Genomic DNA, 17,794 nt, shown 5'->3' on the forward strand with positions numbered 1-17,794 from the left:
CCCAAATTGACTAGAAAACAGCATTGAGAGTGCTATATGTACAAAGGTACTCTTTTAGTCTAGCAGATGCAACCAAATCAGAATAGATAATTTATATTAGATTATAACCTTTGTATATAATATTCATGTTAATCTTGCTCCGCAAGATCAATATGAATATATCAAAGTGATTTTAATAATTAGATTTGGTAGAATAAAAGCACTTCAAATAATCTCTTTTTCTGCATTATTTCGAGATTATATTTTAGTATTTTTACACACTATGAATAAGAAAACATGTATCGATTTATATAGCGGGATAGGCGGTTGGACTTTAGGTATGAAGCTCAACGATATCAAACATCTTAAATCTTTTGAATGGAACAAGGAATCCAATAGAACGCATAATTATAATTTTGGAACGACAACTGAGGAGATAGATATACGAAAATTAAATTTTGAAGATTTACCAGAAGTGGGGAGTGTTGATTTTGTGGTTGGGAGTCCACCTTGCACACAATTTTCATATGCCAATAAAGGTGGAGGGGGTAATATTGAAGATGGATTAATTGATATGTATCAATTTTTAAAGGTAGTACAATATCTAAAGCCGAAGTATTGGGCAATGGAAAATGTTCCCAGGGTTAGAAATATCTTAAAAAGCATTTTAGATACTAATCCTCAATTTATGGAGTTTAAAGAAATGTTTAACTATATAGATGTAGTTGATTGTAGCCAGTATGGTGCTCCCCAAAAAAGAATGCGAATGATTGCTGGACACTTTCCTTTCGAATTATTTGAAAGTTATAAGGTGCAAATAAAACCAAATACATTAGGTAGTGTAATAAACGCTCTAAATTCTGAGATAATTATTGACCCTACCTATAAGTATAAGTTGGATTCGAAAGACCTTTCCGACCATATTTTAGAGGAAAATCTTCATTTTGAAGAATTGAGGATAAATAAAGAATCAAAAACGCATCATCCAATTTATAATGGAATGTCTTTTCCTGAACTACTTAATAGGCCTTCACGTACTATAACTTCAACTTGCACGAGAGTGTCAAGGGAAAGTTTAGTGATTGAATCGAAAGACGGATACAGAAGGTTGACCGTGCGTGAGAGAGCTACTTTAATGGGTTTTCCGATAACCTATCAATTTTATGGAAACTCATTTAATTCTAAATTGAAGATGATTGGTAATGCAATTCCGCCTGTGCTAACTTATTATATTTTTCAAAGCATGTTAGAAGTACAGCCGAAGAAATTGAAGCTTATTGATGAAGTGAAAAATTACACTCATAAAGCACCTACAGAACCGATACCTATTACGCCTCCAGATAAGGTAAAATTTAGATATAGAGAAAGTAGGTCATTTAGGCTCGCTATACCAGAATTTAGGTTTGGTAGCGGAGTTAGATTTGAGTTATCAAATGACTTTATTAAAGATATTTGTAAATGGTCTATCAAGTTCTATTATGGAACTTCTAAGCGTATTATGGAAGTGATAATAAATAAGGAGCTTTTTGATAATTTACAAATAATTTTAAAACGTCAAAAAATTGACATAAAAAAGGAAATTAAATCATTGGAAATATACGCCTCCGGCGTTTCTTCAGAATCATTACAAAAAAGATGGATACATGAAAATCAGAACGGAACACATCCTTTTGAGGTTTTAGATGTTGTTTCGTCATTAGGTATCCAGATTAAAGACAAGATAGTCGATATAGAATTTTCAGATTTAGACTTTGAATTACTATTAGGCAAGAATCTTAACAATAAACTGTTTGATAATAAATCTCTAATTATAGCGGGATTAATAACTGGCTATGTCTTTAATAAAAATATAAAACTATGACAATAAAATTCATGTACTCACATTTAAATGGTTTTGAATGGCTGAATCATCATCATCCTGCCTTATGGGCTGAAATAACTGAAGCAATTGCACAAGTAGATGCTGAATCATGTAAAAATAAACAAAGCAAGGAAAAGACCAAAATAGATAAAATGCTTTATTCTCCAATTGAAATGAATCAGCACTTAAAGTTGCAATTTGAGCAACGTGGTTGGAAAGAAGAAAGGTATGCATATTACGTTACCGATGATTATAAAATAACAAGACAAGTGGTTAATTTGCCTAGTGAAGAGCAAAAAAGGATTATAGAACAAGCAGGTCTAACTGCAACACCGTCATATCATCAAACTGACTTTGTGAAAAATAGAGTATCAGTTGAAGTTCAATTTGGTAAGTATCCATTTATAGAGTTTGATTTATTTGTTAAGCATTTAGGGTTTTTCATTGGTGATGGTATTGATTTAGGAATTGAAATAATTCCCACTAAAAATTTACAATCCAGTATGTCTAGCGGACCTGGATACTACGAAAGAACGCTAACTCATATTTTGAGACAAGGTAGAGGAAATCCATCTGTACCACTTATAATTATTGGTGTAGAATAAAACCTTTCATGGTTTTTAATGTATTAAAATTAAGAATGTATCATTATAAATCTGTAGAGACTTATAATGATACATTTTTTTGTATCAAAAATATTCTTTGATTTATTTTGTCATGTGCCGAAATACCTGGACTTTTGGAATATGGAAAAAGCAATTATCATATCCCGTTGTTCAACTAATGAGAGCCGTCAAGACGTCACACGTCAGTCTCAGGAGCTAATTTCTAGTTACGGAAATCAGTATGAAATAGTCAAAGAGTTTACTTACTATAAGTCTGGAACCAAAAATGATGAAGTAAATGCCGAAATTTTGGACTATGCAATTAAAAATGGTGTGAAGCACATCATATCCCTAGAGATTTCCAGAATTTCGAGAAAAATTTCTTCGTTCGCCTTATTTTTAGAAAGATGCAATGAAAATAAAATCAACATCATTATCGATAATTTCAAACTGCATACTCTTCTACCGTCGGGTGAAATCAACGGCATGGTTCAAACGATGCTTGGCATTGCATCCACTTTCGCAAGTTTAGAATTATCCATGATTAAGGAGCGTTTAAATAGCGGACGTGACAAGTTTATTCGGGAAAATGGTATGTCAGCGCTAGGAAGGAAAAAAGGCTCAGGCAAAGACCCAAAAAGATTGCTAACAGAGCATTCAGATATTGTAAAATTTTTAAAACAAGGTCAATCGGTTCGCAATACTATGACCTTAACAGGAAAAAGTAGTGGTACTATCCAAAAGATTAAAAAATTAGTAGCATAATATAAATTAATAAACCCCTCTCGGATCGAGAGGGGTTTATTAATTTGTTTAAAAAGTTTATTCTTAATTTTTAAAACATTGAACGCACCACATGGATGTTATACTCGATTCTAAGTTCTAAAACGGCATTTTTTTAAATAGACCACATAGCAAATACCCCCACGTTTGACAACCAAAAAGAACATTTGGGAGAAATAACGTCCCCGAAAAATCCCAAAAAAAATTTTGGTTCCACCTCGCTTAGCTATTCGAATACGGGTTTTTTATGGAAGTCCACCCCCAAAAAAGCGCAAAGGTAACGAGATAAACATAATTCTTAACCAAAGGAGGGAGGACAGGAAGGCAGTACTAACCCAACTGCTCAATTCTCTTTCTAATTTGTTCAATTTCCTTTTCCAGTTGTAACTTCTGTAACTGTTTTTGTAGCTCTTGTTTTCGATGCGGTTCGTTCTCAATAGAGATTTGCATTTGCTTTAACCTGATTTTATCATCCGTTGCTATCGTTTCCATCCTTAAGGTAATTTATCAAATACTCCTCTTCAAAAAGAAAATGGAGTTCGTTATTCTCTTTCAAAAGATTATACTCCTGAATCAAATGCCAATCATCTAAAATCGCATCTTCTTCATAAGTTCTAACGCAGTAATTCACCAACATCTTACGAAGCTTTGGATTGTACTTAAAGTCTTTAATTTCTATCATACTTAGTTTAATTTTTTTAATGTTATTATCTGGCCACCATCCTTTTTTATGTAATCTTTCCAACCGTTTAAGTCGAAGATAACACTCTCATGATAGCTTATTTGACTGAAACCTAATTTGAAACAATTGATTAGTTTCTTCTTATTTGAGCATTTTACATAGCAATGTAAATGGTTTCGGTTGTTGCTCTTCTTTGGCTCGACCACATAATTAATCTCTAGCACGTCATCACCCATTTGTTCATAAGCAAATTTCATCACCACATCGATGTCAGATTTGCTGTAATCGATACATGGGTCGATGCTGAGAGCATAGTATTTGTTCTTTCTAGTTCGTTGAGGTTTGAACTTCGGCACCAATAAATGGTGAACCATCCATTCACCATTTTTATTCTTGTATAGCATAGCTTCGCTACAATTGTCTGTTAGGTTACTGATTATTCTTCTAACATTTCTAGTACACATTTCATATTTTGTACTAATTTCTTTTACTGTTACGTATTCATTTTGTTGCATTTTTGTTCTTATTAAACGCATCATATCTATTAGGGAACTGCTTAAATTCCCTTTGGATATGTTATTTTATTATAAGTATCTCCGAAAAGTTGAAAAGTTCCTTCGGACATAAAATATTTTTTTTTCAATCATAAACGACCAGTTTATATTGTAAATCCTAAATATTAGGACGTGAAAAAGCCTAACCCGTAAGATTACCGATTGTTGTTTTCTAAAATTTAATTTTGATTTTTAACTTCGAGCTTTATTAGAGACCCAAACGCTTTTTGGATAATAACGTTACATGATATAGAATCTAAAATCTATAAACATGGTTTCTTTGCTCTCTATTTTTAGTGATGTCTTTTGGCAAATACATAGTATTGGCATAACATCTGTTGAAGTAAGGACTTCTTTTTGTCCTCTTTAATTAAGGTATTGTATAGGTGCTCTGTTATTTGCCGAAGCGGGTCACTAAGAAGATATTTTATACTATCGACACCTGTAATAGTATAACTTTCAAAAGTTAATACAAAGGTACTATTTTTTTTTGATGGTGTCAAGTGGGGTCAGACGCAATTTTTGCATGTGACCTAAAATTATTGTTGCTTCATAATTTTAATTGTTGATTTTTAGTAATTCTAAAAATGTTTTGGGGGAAATACGGGGGAAATGCGAAATAAAAAACCCTTTAATCGTTGTGAATTAACGTTTAAAGGGTTTTTAAAGTGCGGATAATAGGACTCGAACCTACACGCCTTGCGGCACCAGATCCTAAGTCTGGCATGTCTACCAATTTCACCATATCCGCTCAATTAATTCACCTGGCTCTTATTGTAAAGAGGAGTTCATTGAACTAGTGTTTGTGGGTGCAAAGATAATCATAAGTTCTAATTTTCAAAGCAATTTATCAAAAAAATATTAATTCTCTTTTTTGTATTTTTGAGACACTATAAAAAATCATTTAAATGGAAGATATAAAAGCTTACGTTCAACAACATAAAGATCGGTTTATCAACGAATTGATCGAATTATTAAAGATTCCTTCGGTAAGTGCAGACACTGCCTATTCGCAAGATGTTATCGATACAGCCGACGCTGTAAAAGAAAGTTTATCAAAAGCAGGATGCGATTTTGTAGAAATTTGCGATACTCCGGGCTATCCAATTGTTTATGGGGAGAAAATTATCGACCCTAATTTGCCTACTGTTTTGGTATATGGGCATTATGATGTGCAACCGCCGGATCCGATGGAATTATGGACATCGCCTCCGTTTGAACCCGTGATCAAAAAAACCGAAATTCATCCCGAAGGAGCCATTTTTGCTCGCGGAGCCTGCGATGACAAAGGTCAGATGTACATGCATGTAAAAGCATTAGAATATATGGTGCAAAGTAATACGCTGCCTTGCAATGTAAAATTTATGATTGAAGGAGAAGAAGAAGTTGGCTCTAAAAGTTTGGGCTGGTTTGTAGAACGCAATCACGAAAAATTAAAAAATGATGTGATTTTGATTTCAGATACCGGAATGATTTCCAACCAACAACCTTCTATCACCACAGGATTACGTGGTTTGAGTTATGTTGAGGTTGAAGTTACAGGTCCAAATCGCGATTTGCATTCAGGATTATACGGTGGCGCAGTGGCAAACCCAATCAATGTTCTGGCAAAAATGATCGCTTCGCTTCATGACGAGAACAATCATATTACGATTCCAGGATTCTATGATAAAGTCGAAGAATTATCGCTGGAAGAAAGAGCCGAAATGGCAAAAGCACCTTTTAGTTTAGAAAAATATAAAAAAGCACTGGACTTAAACGATGTTTATGGCGAAAAAGGCTATGTAACCAACGAACGTAACTCAATTCGTCCTACATTAGATGTAAACGGAATCTGGGGCGGATATCAAGGCGAAGGAGCCAAAACGGTTATTGCAAGCAAAGCTTTCGCAAAAATCTCCATGCGTTTGGTTCCCAACCAGGACTGGGAAGAAATCACCGAACTTTTTGTTAAACATTTTACCAGTATTGCCCCAGCGGGAGTTACTGTAAAAGTAACACCGCATCATGGTGGTCAGGGTTACGTGACTCCAATTGATAGTATTGGTTATCAGGCTGCAAACATGGCGTACACCGAAACTTTTGGAGTTCCTGCTATACCCGTGCGTTCTGGTGGTAGTATTCCAATTGTAGCCTTGTTTGAAAAAGAATTAAAAAGCAAGACAATTTTAATGGGCTTCGGCTTAGATAGCGATGCCATCCACTCGCCAAACGAGCATTTCGGAATCTTCAACTACCTCAAAGGAATCGAAACAATTCCATTGTTTTACAAGTATTTTGTAGAACTTTCCAAGTAATTCAATCAAAATAAAACGCAAAATCCGTTCAGTAATGAGCGGATTTTTTTATGGGCGTTCCCCAAGGGTCGGGCTGTCCGCTGTATTCCCAATTAACAAAAACTACGGCAAAAAAAGCCTTGTTTTTCTAAATCGGGAGATGCCGCTCCCATCCCTAACGCAATTCTCGTTAGTCAGAAATCTTCGTATTTCAATTGTCACCTGAATAATAATTTCTATGAAGTATTTTTTCTTACATTTTAAAATTTAAAGGCTACGTTTGCAGTACAAAAACTCAAACAAAAACAAATATGCGTCAATTTTATATAATATTATTTTGTGGAATATTAATTTCAGGATGCAAAAGCAAACCAATCAATCGGATGGTTGACAAGAAGAAAGAAGGAATCTGGATAGAAAATTATGAACAGGATAGTGTCATTTACAAATCGGTTGAGCAATACAAAAATGATCAGCCCGTAAAAAAGTGGAAAACGTATATTAACGGAACAATTTATAAAACCGAAAAATACAAAAATGGAATTTGTACCGTAAAAAATTACTACAAAAACGGAAAGCTTCAATCAAAAGGAAAAACGAAAGTTGAAATCGATTCTTTAGAAACGCATTGGTTTTATTTCGGAGAGTGGAAATTTTATTCAGACAAAGGAAGATTAACAGACATAAGAAAATACAATAATGGCCAACTGATTTCAGAGAAAGAAATTAAATAAGCAAGTAATTGATTCAAAAAAACATAAAAAAACCGCTTCTTTGAGGAAGCGGATAACAATTAAAAACTAAAAAAAATTTAAATAAAAATTAAAAAAAATTTAAGACTAAAATAAGTCCGGATTGTATCCAAAATAAGGCATGGTTTGCTCGTTAAAAACAACACCATATTCTTCTAACTCCTCCAGAATTGGCAGATAAACTTCTCTGTTTATAGGGAGTTGCACCCCGGGAGTTGTAATTTTTTCATTCAAAATCAATAAAGTGGCAATAGCAACGGGCAATCCGACTGTTTTGGCCATTGCGGTGTAGGTTTGATCGTCTCCGATACAAACCATTTTCGAATCAATTTGTGATTTCACACCGTTTAGTTCGTAACCAAATTTATGATACATCACAATCATGTCTTTGTCTTCGGGCTCCAATGTCCAACTGTCAGAAAGTATTTTTTCTAAAATTTGAGCAGGTGTAGCATTAGGCAAATTCACTTTTTTGTCTGCATTAAATAAATCCAGTTCCAGAAGTTTGTCCCACATAATATCATCCTGATCAATTTTCAACAACAATCGTGTTTTTATCTCGGCAGAATCGGTTGGGTGATAAGGTAAAAACGAATTTATAAATTGGCGGTAACTCATGTTTTCAGAACCTTCCATAATGTAGCTGTCGTCTGTCATACCCAATTGCACAAACATATTCCATGCTTTAGAGAAGCCAACTCTACGTATTGTTCCGCGGTACAAAGTCAAGATATTGTCTAAACCATAAATGGATCTGTATTTAAGAGAATCTCGGTTGGAGTAAGCTTCAAACTTGCCGTAACCTTCTACTTCTAGAAACTCAGTTCTGCGAAATAAAGCGCCATACGGAATGTATTTATAAGTGCCTTCCTGGATAAACTTTGCTGCGCCACCTTGTCCAGCCAGAACAACATTTCTGGGTGCCCAAGTAAATTTGTAATTCCATAAATTGTTATCCGACTCAGGAGCTACTAATCCGCCGCAAAATGATTCAAAAAGGAGCATTTTACCTCCTTTTGCTCTAATCTCGTCAATCACTTTCATGGCACTCATGTGGTCAATTCCGGGATCGAGGCCAATTTCGTTCATAAAGATCAAATTGTTCTTTTTTGCCTCTTCATCCAATGCCTGCATGGCGTCGCTAATGTATGATGCGGTAACAAGGTGTTTTTTAAATTCTAGACAATCCTTGGCAATTTCGATATGCAAATGAGCAGGAAGCATCGATATTACTATAGTTGCTTTCTCTATCGCAGCTTTTCGTTCTTCAACATCAAAAATATCTAAGGCAATAGGAGTTGCGTTAGGATGATGTTGCGTCTTTTTTTGGGCCAAAGCCAAAGACAAATCTGCTACAATAAGATGTAGATTTTCTTTTTCAGATTTTGAAAGTAAATATCGAATCAATGAGGAAGCTGATCTTCCTGCACCTATTATTAAAATGCGTCTCATTTTTTATATTTATAACACAAATATATTAAAATGTTACAAACATAACAATTGAAATAATAATAAAATTAATTTTTTTCAAATAAAGTATCTTAAAATATAATTTCAATTTTTTGATAGATTTTTTTAAAACAGAATGTAATTTTGAGACTATTAAGGTACTTTTGCTTAAAACCTGAAAACCATATGATATGAAAAGACGAATAGTTTTGACTGGTGCTTTTTTAGGAATGTTGTCCATTGTTCTTGGAGCATTTGGAGCACATTTACTAAAAAAATGGCTCTCTATCGAGCAATTAAATACTTTTGAAGTGGGTGTTCGTTATCAGATGTATCATGCTTTTTTTCTGTTTTTTCTGTCTACCAGAAAAGAAATTGCGCTAAATGTTTTGAAAACAATCTACAATTTAGTTGTTGGTGGAGTAATTCTTTTCAGTGGTTCAATTTATCTATTAGCCACAAATCACCTTACTGTTTTTGATTTTAAAATTATCGGATTCGCAACACCTTTAGGAGGTTTGCTATTAATTGTTGCTTGGGGCTATTTATTCTTTACTATTTTGAGGCAAAAATCATAAAATACCGAATAAAAAATTCTATCTAAAAATTAATCTTTAATTTTGTCATAAATAAATAACATATAATCTTGCTTATGTGAGTTTTTGCTATTTTTGTATCAGTTTTAATAAAAAATATAACAATTCCAGAAAGTTTGAATTTTCATGCTTATAAAAAGGGAATATTATATTTGTGCACTAAATACCAACACACAACAACAAATTTATGGACACAAACACACTTTTCTCGCAATCGATTTCGTTAAAAGAATTAGGAATTGAAAATGCAACAGTTCGTTATCAATTATCTGCAGACGAATTGCATGCGATTACTTTGCAATCAGGCCAAGGTGTTGAGAGCTCGACAGGAGCATTAGCAATTAATACGGGTGAATTTACAGGGCGTTCTCCTCAAGATCGTTTTATCGTGAAAGACAGTATTACAGAGAATCAAGTTTGGTGGGGAAATGTAAACATCCCTTTTGAATCGGAAGCGTTTGAAAAATTATATAATAAAGTAACACAGTTTTTATCCAATAAAGAAGTTTTTGTACGTGACTCTTATGTTTGTTCGGATAAAAATTACCGATTAAATGTTCGCGTAGTAACAGAAACAGCTTGGTCAAACTTATTTTGTTACAATATGTTTTTAAGACCTGAGGTTTCTGAGTTGGCAAATTTTACTCCAGAATGGACGGTAATTTGTGCGCCAAGTTTTATGGCCATTCCTGAAATTGACGGAACACGCCAGCCTAATTTTGCTATTTTAGATTTTACCAAAAAAGTAGCACTTATTGGCGGAACAGGATATACCGGAGAAATGAAAAAAGGCATTTTTTCTGCCTTGAATTTTATTTTACCTGTTTTTGAAAATACTTTACCAATGCATTGCAGTGCCAATGTGGGCGAATCAGGAGATACGGCTATTTTCTTTGGATTATCAGGAACTGGAAAAACAACGTTGTCAGCAGATCCTGATCGTAAATTAATTGGAGATGATGAGCATGGCTGGACAAGCGAAAACACTGTTTTTAACTTTGAAGGAGGCTGTTACGCAAAAGTGATTAATTTATCAGAAGAAAATGAGCCGGATATTTTCAGAGCCATCAAAAAAGGAGCTCTTTTAGAAAATGTGGTTTTTAAAGCAGGAACAAACGAAGTAGATTTTGATGATGTTTCGATCACACAAAACACACGTGTGAGCTATCCAATTTCGCACATCGATAATATTCAGCCAGGTTCTATTGGTCACAATCCTAAAAATATATTTTTCTTGACGGCAGACTCGTTTGGAATTTTGCCTCCAATTTCAAAATTAACTCCAGGTCAGGCAGCTTACCACTTTATCTCAGGATATACGGCAAAAGTTGCAGGTACTGAAGCCGGAGTTACAGAACCGCAACCTAATTTTTCAGCATGTTTTGGAGCGCCTTTTATGCCGCTGCATCCAACGCGCTACGCAGAAATGTTAACCAAAAAAATGAAAGACGCTGACGTAAAAGTTTGGTTAATCAATACTGGTTGGACAGGAGGGGCATACGGAACAGGAAGCCGTATGAAACTAAAATATACCCGTGCGATGATTACCGCTGCATTAAAAGGAGAATTAGACAATGTAGCGTATGAAAATCACGCTGTGTTTGGAATCGCAAAACCACAATCTTGCCCGAATGTTCCGAGCGAGATTTTGAATCCGAGAAATACTTGGGAAGATCCTGAGTTATATGATAAAAAAGCAATCGAATTAGCGCAGAAATTCAAAGCTAATTTTGCCAAATTTGAAGAGTTTGCCAATGCCGAGATTTTGGCTGGTGCTCCTATTACAGAATAAGGAAATTACTAATTCAAACTAAAAAAAGCTGTTCGTCATGAACAGCTTTTTTTGCTTTTGTCATCCTAAGAAATCCCGGGGTTTCGGAGTAGAATACGCAGAGTCATAAGTTGTTTAGACTCTACTTAGTATGACAAGAATTCTTTTTGTTTTTAGTTGTATATTTTTGATGAATAACCAAATGATTCAATTTTTTTGAATAAAAGGGTTCAATTATAAACAACTAAAAACTATGATTGATTATGATTGAAAATTTATTTTTTTCTTTGTTCATCAATACTTTTCTGAATCAAATCCCATGTATAATAATGAAAAGTCATTCCGTTGCTCATTGCTACAAAAAGACCATTTTTATAGTTTTTCCCTAAATTTACATTTGTTACATCGGCACCGTCACACTCTATTGTTGAAGTCGGAATCTCAGCCAATAAAGGATAATTGTTTGGATTTCCGTTTGCACCTTCTCTAGGATACACCATAAAAGTATTGGCTTGCTGATTTGATACTAAAATATAACCGGTAGAATCTGTTTTTTTGTAAATGGCAATTCCTTCATTATCCGCTTTAAAATCCGTTTTGCCAAAAAGCGCCACTTCTTTATTATCGTTCAAAGCTGGATCTGCTTTATATTTTCTTATACCAAATTGTTCATCGCAATAATAAATCATTCCCAATTCGTTGTCGACGGCAATAGCTTCAATTTCTTTTTTACCACTGTAAAAACCAAATTTTCTTACCACTTTTGCAGTTGCCCATTTTCCTGAACCAGAGAGTTCGTATTGCCACAAATAACTTCCGCAAGGGCCTGATTTTCTTCCCACAATAGCAAAAATCTTTTTGTCGCTTGAGCGCGTGTACAGGGCAATTCCCATTGGGTCACGCAATGTTTCTGCTTCAAAAACAGGAATTCCGCCGTTGTCAATTGCTTTCAAATCGGGTAAACTAAAAACTCTTATTTTATTGCTTTCGCGTTCTGTTGTTACAGCAACGTCTACTTTTTTTCCATCAATTATTAAACCATAAGCGATATCAACATTGTTGGGGCGTTTTAAAACTTCCGATTTTGCTACAATTTTACCTTTTAAATCAAAAGCATATAATCCTCCGTCTGTATCTTTATCAGTTCCAACAATAATGCTTTTAGTGGCATCTGTTGGATGTATCCAAATAGAAGGGTCATCGGTATCATGTGGCAGAGCTTCGGTCACAGCCGTTGGTTGTAGTGCATTTTCAGGAATTGGCGCCAATTGGTCTTTACAAGCAATTAATAAAACGCTTGAAAGAAAAATTATAACTGTATTTTGGTATTTCATTTTGAATTTATTTTTAATAAAATTAGACAGGACGTTACCATTCTGTCTAATTTATGAATTTTTAAATAGATTTTATTATAAGTCAAGTTTCAAACCAAAATTATAACGAGCCTGATAATATTCTACTTGTTTTGTGTGCGATTCAACTCCTTGGTAATAACGCAACGGTTGATTGGTCAGGTTATTAGCTTCGGCAAAAACACGAAGTTTTGGCGTTATTTTGTAAGAAGCATTTGCATCTAAGAAAAACTGTTTGTCATAATAACTATCATTATACGCTTCTGAACCTAATTCGTCTAAATAATCAGAGGTAAAGTTGGTCGAAATTCTCGCTGAAAAACGTTTGTTTTCCCATGATAGCGAACCGTTAAACATGTGTGGTGTTGTACCAGGAAGGCTTATGTTGTTTCTTTCGTTTCCATCTTCATCGGCAATTCCTTTTGCTTTAGATTTAGTGTAGGTATAATTCAAATAAATACCAAAACCCTTTAAAAATTTTCCAGGTAAGAAATCTAACTGACGTTGAAATGCTACTTCAAAACCATAAGCATCTACTTTGTCTCCATTTCTAGATTGAATAAATTCCCAGTTTTCTCCCGCCGGAATTGGGTTGGCTTGATTAGGAAAATCAGCAGCAAATTTTTCTGCAGAATATTGACCATCGCTGTAAGTGTAGATAAAATCATTTAATTTTTTATAGAAAAAACCTCCAGAAATAAGTCCCACTGATTTGAAATAATTTTCGGCCATAAAATCATAATTGTACGAGTAAGTGGCGTCAAGCTCTGGGTTTCCAGCTGTGATTTCTTTATCAGAAGCAATATTGTTTACGTACGGAGCCAGTGCATAATAGTTTGGTCGGGCCAAAGCAGTTGTGGCAGCTGCTCTTAAAACTAAATCTTTGGTAGCATTATATTGAAATGAAATACTTGGCAATAAGTTCGTATACGAGTTTGTAGTATTGATTGTACTTTCTAATTCTTCTTCGTCTAAAACACGGTTTCCGGTGTAATCAATGTTTGTGCTTTCTAAGCGGAAACCCAAAACCATTGATAACTTATCATTAAAATCCTGATCCCATCTTACGTAAGCAGCATAAATATTTTCTTTTGCGGTATAATTTACGGCCAAATATTCTGATGGGTCTGTTTCTTTATCAAATAATGAAGCGTTATTCAAATCAAGATTTCCTAAGAAATTCGCCGAAGCAAAATTTCCTGCGATATATTTGCTTCCGGGATTAAAGTTTTTTCCATCAAAATAACTTGTTGGAATTTCAGATAACAATCCCATTCCATCATTGATTGGCTCGTAAGAATAGAAAACATTATTTCTTTCTTTTTCTTTCATTCTAAGTCTAAGACCTGTTCTAAGTCTTCCTTTTTCAGAAGGAATAATAGAAAAAGGGAAACGAATATTGACTTTTGCACCAAATTCACTTTCGCTGGTATCATCTGTATTTTCAGAAACAGAGTTAAATTCTAATTCATCTAAAGCTTCTCCAACTGATGTTACCAAAGGAAATTTATTTTCGGAGAAATCCTGGTTAATTACTAGTCCTTCCTGACGGTATTCTATGTAACGTTCTCCTGGTCGATATTCGCGAGCTTTTGCATAATTTGCCGACCAATCAAGATCTAATTTTGAGTTGATTAAATGTTCTCCGCGAAGCGAATAATTTTGTACGCGCTGGTCTTCAAGACGTCTGCTTTTATTACGACTATTGTCAACGCCACCTTTGGTTTCGCGTTTTACACGACCTTCAAAACCAGTAATTTCTTCGCCATTATAAATTGCTTCAATATCATCGTACGTCTTTCTAAAACGATTTTCTCTATCATCTCTCCAATTGTAAATTGCATTGGCAAAAAGGCTGTTATTTTCGTCAAATTTATAATCTAAAGCGATAGAACCACTGCGGCGAATGCGTTGCACATCATATTTTCTAATTTCGGCAGCTTGCAAAAATTCATTCCCAAATTCATCCTTTACCCATTCGTTCTCAACGTTGTCAGAGCCATAATCTACATTATTATAAGAACCACTAAAAACGAATCCAAATTTGTTGTCAAAAAAACGATTTCCATATACTAAACCTGCAGTATAAGAAGGATTTTCTCGAATGGGCAAGTAACCACCGGCAATAGTTGCCGAGATTCTTTCTCCGTTTGGGGTCGCTCTTGTAACCAAATTTACAGATCCTCCGATAGCATCAGCATCCATATCAGAAGTTAATGTTTTATTGACTTCGATGGTCGAAATCATATCAGACGGAATCAAATCCATTTGTACGTTTCTGTTATCACCTTCCGCAGACGGAATTCGATCGCCATTAAGAGTTACGGAGTTTAGTGACGGTGCCAAACCTCTGATAATAATATTTCGAGCCTCACCCTGATCATTTTGCATGGTGATACCCGGAACACGTTTTAGGGCATCCCCAACATTGGCATCAGGAAAGCGACCTACTTGATCAGACGAAATCACATTTCCAATGTTTTTGCTGTTTTTTTGTTGATTTAATGCTTTTGCCTGACCTTTTAAAATGTCTCCAACGATTACCTCATTTAATTCGGTTCCTGAAGTTTTTAGCGAAAAGTCCAGAACATTATTTTTGCCTTCTTCAACAGTAATGTCATGCGTTAAGGAAGTATAACCAATATATTTTATTTGTATTTGGTAAGTTCCAGGATTGATGTTAAGTAATTCAAAACGACCATTATAATCGGAAACGGTGTATTTGTTTTCACCAACAATTTGAATCATGGCTCCAGGCAAAGGAAGTTTGTCATCTGCATCTAAAACTTTTCCTGAAATTATGGCTTTTTGCGCATAGCTTGAAAGTGCCAATGAAAGGAAGATAACCAATAGATAAATTTTTTTCATTTTTTTATTTGATTTTGAGGCAAAACTATAGCCTTAATATTATTAAACTTTGTTAAAAAAATTAACAGATTGTTATGATTGGAGGGGTAAAAACAAAATGAATTAATCTTTAAATAACATGAAAATCATAAAAGAATAATCTGCAATTAAAAACAAATCAACTATTTAGGTCAGAATTGAAATTTTGGCGTTAAATTTGCCTTATCACACGAGCCCGTAGGGCGAACTGACGAAGTAATCATCAATCAAAAATCATCAATCATGTTAAAACAATTTTTTATCCTGTGTTCTGGAGCCGATAAGGATCTCCTCGAGGGTTGTTCAGATGGCGAACAAACCAAATATGTTGGTATTGGAGCAACCGTTTTTTTTACTGCGGTTATGGCTTTCTTGGCCGGCACTTATGCTCTTTTTACCGTTTTCGACTCTATTTATCCAGCTTTAATTTTTGGATTTGTTTGGAGTTTACTCATCTTTAATTTAGATCGATTTATTGTTGCTACTATCAAAAAAAGAGATCGTTTTTCAGACGAATTTCTTCAGGCGACTCCTCGTATTGCGCTGGCGATCATTATTGCCATCGTGATCTCAAAACCTTTAGAAATTAAAATTTTCGAAAAAGAAATCAACACTGTTTTATTGAAGGAAAAAAATGAAATGGAGCTGGCTAATAAAAAGCAAGTAGGCAACTATTTCAAATCTGATTTGGATAAAAATAAAGCCGAAATCGCTGCTTTGAAAAGTGACATTCTAAAAAAAGAAAAAGAAGTAAACGCTTTGTATGCCACTTACATCACCGAAGCCGAAGGGACTACCGGAACTAAAAAATTAGGAAAAGGTCCTGTTTATAAAGAAAAACGAGAGAAACATGATGCTGCTTTAAAAGAATATGCAACCTTAAAAGCGGCTAACGAAATTAAAATTGCCGAAAAAGAAAAAACAGCCAAGCAATTGCAGGCTGATTTAGACAAAAAAGTAACCCAAACCCAACCTATTATTGAGGGTTTTGATGGTCTAATGGCTAGAATCAATGCTTTGGATAAACTGCCTTGGTTGCCATCATTTTTTATAATGTTATTGTTTTTGGCTATCGAAACTTCTCCAATAATTGCAAAATTATTAGCGCCAAAAGGCGAATTTGATTTCAAGCAGGAAGAGGCAGAAACAGCTATGAAAGCTACTTTGACACAAAACAAATACCAGCGCGATTTGTTAGTTAAAACCAGTGCGGAGATGCACGACAAAGTTTATGCAGATATTGCTCAGGATAAAAATCTATACGATTTACAGCGTAAAAAAGCCATAGAACTTTTAGAATTACAAGCGCATAATTTTGTAGAAAAACAAAAAGCGACATTATAGTCTAAAAGCTTCAGAGTCTAAAGTCTTAAAGTAACTTAAATGTTTTATTACATCAAAATAAAAGCCAGAAATAGAATTTCTATTTCTGGCTTTTTAAGTTTTATAAACTTTAGAGTTTTAGACTAAAACTAAAAAATTACATATAGCTCAATATCTCTTTTTTATAGGTGTCATATTCTCCTTGAAGAATTAAACCATTGTCTAAAAGTTTTTTATAATTCTGTAATTTGTCAAAAAGTTCTTCTTTTGATAATTCGCTTAATTTACGTTCGCCAGTAGTAGTTTGATTTTGTTGAATCGGCTCGTATGTTTCTGTATAAGAAGGTGTAACAGTAGGCATGATTTCTGCAAAATTTGTTACTTCTTCTGTTTCAATTTCTTCGATGATTTCTTGGGCTTCAAAATTAGTTGCTTCTTCAATAGGTTTTGGAGCTTCAACAAAAGGAGTTTCGATTATAACTGGATTTTTTAATAAATCCAATTGTTCTTTGGCGTAAGTATATATTTTTCGAGCTTGAATTTTCGGAATATAATCTATCGAAATCTGTAAATCGGTAGTGGTATTAAACGAAAACTCAGATCCTAAAATATTTTCTTTTACAAAAGCACCAACAATATCATCCCAAGTATAATCTATAAAATCCATTGATAGGCCTAAATTTTTAGGTTTACAAATGATAATCCTTTTGTTTGTAAGTACAAGACTATCTGGGAAAACAGTAATGGCAGGCTTTTTTTGAACCGCAATATACCCTATTTCTTCGTTTTTCATCAATAAATCATTGAGTTTAGAAGTGATTTTTTCAATCGCTTTTGGGTCTTGTTCTTCGTTCAGAAATTTTTTAAATTGTTCTTTCATATTTGATAAGTTGCTAAGTTACAAAGTAACTGAGTTGCTAAGTTT

13 protein-coding genes and 1 tRNA gene are annotated in these 17,794 nt (G+C 34.2%); 8 read left to right on the forward strand and 6 right to left on the reverse strand.

Going from position 1 to position 17,794, the window contains the following annotated elements; all coding sequences use genetic code 11:
* Positions 1-262 precede the first annotated feature (262 nt).
* From LNP22_RS06635 to LNP22_RS06645, 3 genes are all read left to right on the forward strand, one after another.
* Positions 263-1,840 carry a DNA cytosine methyltransferase gene (locus tag LNP22_RS06635; protein WP_229975861.1) on the forward strand — a complete coding sequence of 526 codons (1,578 nt, stop codon included), beginning with the start codon at positions 263-265 and terminating at the stop codon, positions 1,838-1,840.
* The gene (locus LNP22_RS06640) at positions 1,837-2,445 is read left to right on the forward strand and encodes a BglII/BstYI family type II restriction endonuclease (protein ID WP_229975862.1); all 609 of its coding nucleotides are present in this window, start codon (positions 1,837-1,839) and stop codon (positions 2,443-2,445) included. Before LNP22_RS06635 ends, LNP22_RS06640 begins: the two co-directional genes overlap by 4 nt.
* Before the next feature lie 141 nt (positions 2,446-2,586).
* Positions 2,587-3,210: a recombinase family protein gene (locus LNP22_RS06645; protein WP_229975863.1), complete on the forward strand. Its 624-nt coding sequence runs from the start codon at positions 2,587-2,589 to the stop codon at positions 3,208-3,210.
* Between the two features lie 487 nt (positions 3,211-3,697).
* Here LNP22_RS06645 and LNP22_RS06650 read toward each other — a convergent pair whose 3' ends face one another.
* Both LNP22_RS06650 and LNP22_RS06655 read right to left on the reverse strand, forming a co-directional pair.
* Positions 3,698-3,973 carry a hypothetical protein gene (locus tag LNP22_RS06650; protein ID WP_229975864.1) on the reverse strand — a complete coding sequence of 92 codons (276 nt, stop codon included), beginning with the start codon at positions 3,971-3,973 and terminating at the stop codon, positions 3,698-3,700.
* A 1,160-nt stretch (positions 3,974-5,133) separates the two neighbouring features.
* Positions 5,134-5,215: transfer RNA gene (locus LNP22_RS06655), tRNA-Leu, on the reverse strand.
* 157 nt (positions 5,216-5,372) lie between these two features.
* Between LNP22_RS06655 and LNP22_RS06660 the strand changes: the two genes are divergently transcribed.
* Positions 5,373-6,761 (forward strand): dipeptidase, encoded by a 1,389-nt coding sequence (locus LNP22_RS06660; RefSeq protein ID WP_229975865.1) that lies wholly within the window; start codon positions 5,373-5,375, stop codon positions 6,759-6,761.
* A gap of 362 nt (positions 6,762-7,123) precedes the next feature.
* Positions 7,124-7,474 (forward strand): hypothetical protein, encoded by a 351-nt coding sequence (locus tag LNP22_RS06665; RefSeq protein WP_229975866.1) that lies wholly within the window; start codon positions 7,124-7,126, stop codon positions 7,472-7,474.
* Positions 7,475-7,579: 105 nt separating this feature from the next.
* Here the strand turns inward: LNP22_RS06665 and LNP22_RS06670 are convergent, their stop codons facing one another.
* Positions 7,580-8,944, reverse strand: coding sequence for a saccharopine dehydrogenase family protein (locus LNP22_RS06670; protein ID WP_210667489.1), 1,365 nt, complete (start codon positions 8,942-8,944; stop codon positions 7,580-7,582).
* Between the two features lie 188 nt (positions 8,945-9,132).
* On the opposite strand from LNP22_RS06670, the gene LNP22_RS06675 reads away from it, so the two are divergent.
* On the forward strand, positions 9,133-9,519 hold the full coding sequence (locus tag LNP22_RS06675) for a DUF423 domain-containing protein (RefSeq protein WP_229975867.1): 387 nt from the start codon (positions 9,133-9,135) through the stop codon (positions 9,517-9,519).
* A gap of 205 nt (positions 9,520-9,724) precedes the next feature.
* A complete protein-coding gene (gene pckA, locus LNP22_RS06680) occupies positions 9,725-11,329 on the forward strand; it encodes a phosphoenolpyruvate carboxykinase (ATP) (RefSeq protein ID WP_229975868.1) in 1,605 nt (534 codons plus the stop codon).
* Between the two features lie 254 nt (positions 11,330-11,583).
* Here pckA and LNP22_RS06685 read toward each other — a convergent pair whose 3' ends face one another.
* Positions 11,584-12,642, reverse strand: a complete 1,059-nt coding sequence (locus LNP22_RS06685) for a phytase (RefSeq protein ID WP_229975869.1) — start codon at positions 12,640-12,642, stop codon at positions 11,584-11,586.
* A 75-nt stretch (positions 12,643-12,717) separates the two neighbouring features.
* Positions 12,718-15,528: a TonB-dependent receptor gene (locus LNP22_RS06690; RefSeq protein ID WP_229975870.1), complete on the reverse strand. Its 2,811-nt coding sequence runs from the start codon at positions 15,526-15,528 to the stop codon at positions 12,718-12,720.
* Between the two features lie 261 nt (positions 15,529-15,789).
* On the opposite strand from LNP22_RS06690, the gene LNP22_RS06695 reads away from it, so the two are divergent.
* On the forward strand, positions 15,790-16,890 hold the full coding sequence (locus LNP22_RS06695) for a DUF4407 domain-containing protein (protein WP_229975871.1): 1,101 nt from the start codon (positions 15,790-15,792) through the stop codon (positions 16,888-16,890).
* Positions 16,891-17,026: 136 nt separating this feature from the next.
* Here the strand turns inward: LNP22_RS06695 and LNP22_RS06700 are convergent, their stop codons facing one another.
* Complete coding sequence (locus LNP22_RS06700) at positions 17,027-17,749, reverse strand: PH domain-containing protein (RefSeq protein ID WP_229975872.1); 723 nt, start codon at positions 17,747-17,749, stop codon at positions 17,027-17,029.
* Positions 17,750-17,794: the final 45 nt, after the last annotated feature.

Origin of the sequence: Flavobacterium flavipigmentatum (assembly GCF_020911905.1) — a bacterium.
GTDB lineage: Bacteria > Bacteroidota > Bacteroidia > Flavobacteriales > Flavobacteriaceae > Flavobacterium > Flavobacterium flavipigmentatum.

What these genes read in the sequence shown, in the direction of transcription:
- LNP22_RS06635 (WP_229975861.1), top strand. Translation starts at nt 263, where the DNA reads ATGAATAAGAAAACATGTATCGATTTATATAGCGGGATAGGCGGTTGG.
- LNP22_RS06640 (WP_229975862.1), top strand. Translation starts at nt 1,837, where the DNA reads ATGACAATAAAATTCATGTACTCACATTTAAATGGTTTTGAATGGCTG.
- LNP22_RS06645 (WP_229975863.1), top strand. Translation starts at nt 2,587, where the DNA reads ATGGAAAAAGCAATTATCATATCCCGTTGTTCAACTAATGAGAGCCGT.
- LNP22_RS06660 (WP_229975865.1), top strand. Translation starts at nt 5,373, where the DNA reads ATGGAAGATATAAAAGCTTACGTTCAACAACATAAAGATCGGTTTATC.
- LNP22_RS06665 (WP_229975866.1), top strand. Translation starts at nt 7,124, where the DNA reads ATGGTTGACAAGAAGAAAGAAGGAATCTGGATAGAAAATTATGAACAG.
- LNP22_RS06670 (WP_210667489.1), bottom strand. Translation starts at nt 8,944, where the DNA reads ATGAGACGCATTTTAATAATAGGTGCAGGAAGATCAGCTTCCTCATTG.
- LNP22_RS06675 (WP_229975867.1), top strand. Translation starts at nt 9,133, where the DNA reads ATGAAAAGACGAATAGTTTTGACTGGTGCTTTTTTAGGAATGTTGTCC.
- pckA (WP_229975868.1), top strand. Translation starts at nt 9,725, where the DNA reads ATGGACACAAACACACTTTTCTCGCAATCGATTTCGTTAAAAGAATTA.
- LNP22_RS06685 (WP_229975869.1), bottom strand. Translation starts at nt 12,642, where the DNA reads ATGAAATACCAAAATACAGTTATAATTTTTCTTTCAAGCGTTTTATTA.
- LNP22_RS06690 (WP_229975870.1), bottom strand. Translation starts at nt 15,528, where the DNA reads ATGAAAAAAATTTATCTATTGGTTATCTTCCTTTCATTGGCACTTTCA.
- LNP22_RS06695 (WP_229975871.1), top strand. Translation starts at nt 15,790, where the DNA reads ATGTTAAAACAATTTTTTATCCTGTGTTCTGGAGCCGATAAGGATCTC.
- LNP22_RS06700 (WP_229975872.1), bottom strand. Translation starts at nt 17,749, where the DNA reads ATGAAAGAACAATTTAAAAAATTTCTGAACGAAGAACAAGACCCAAAA.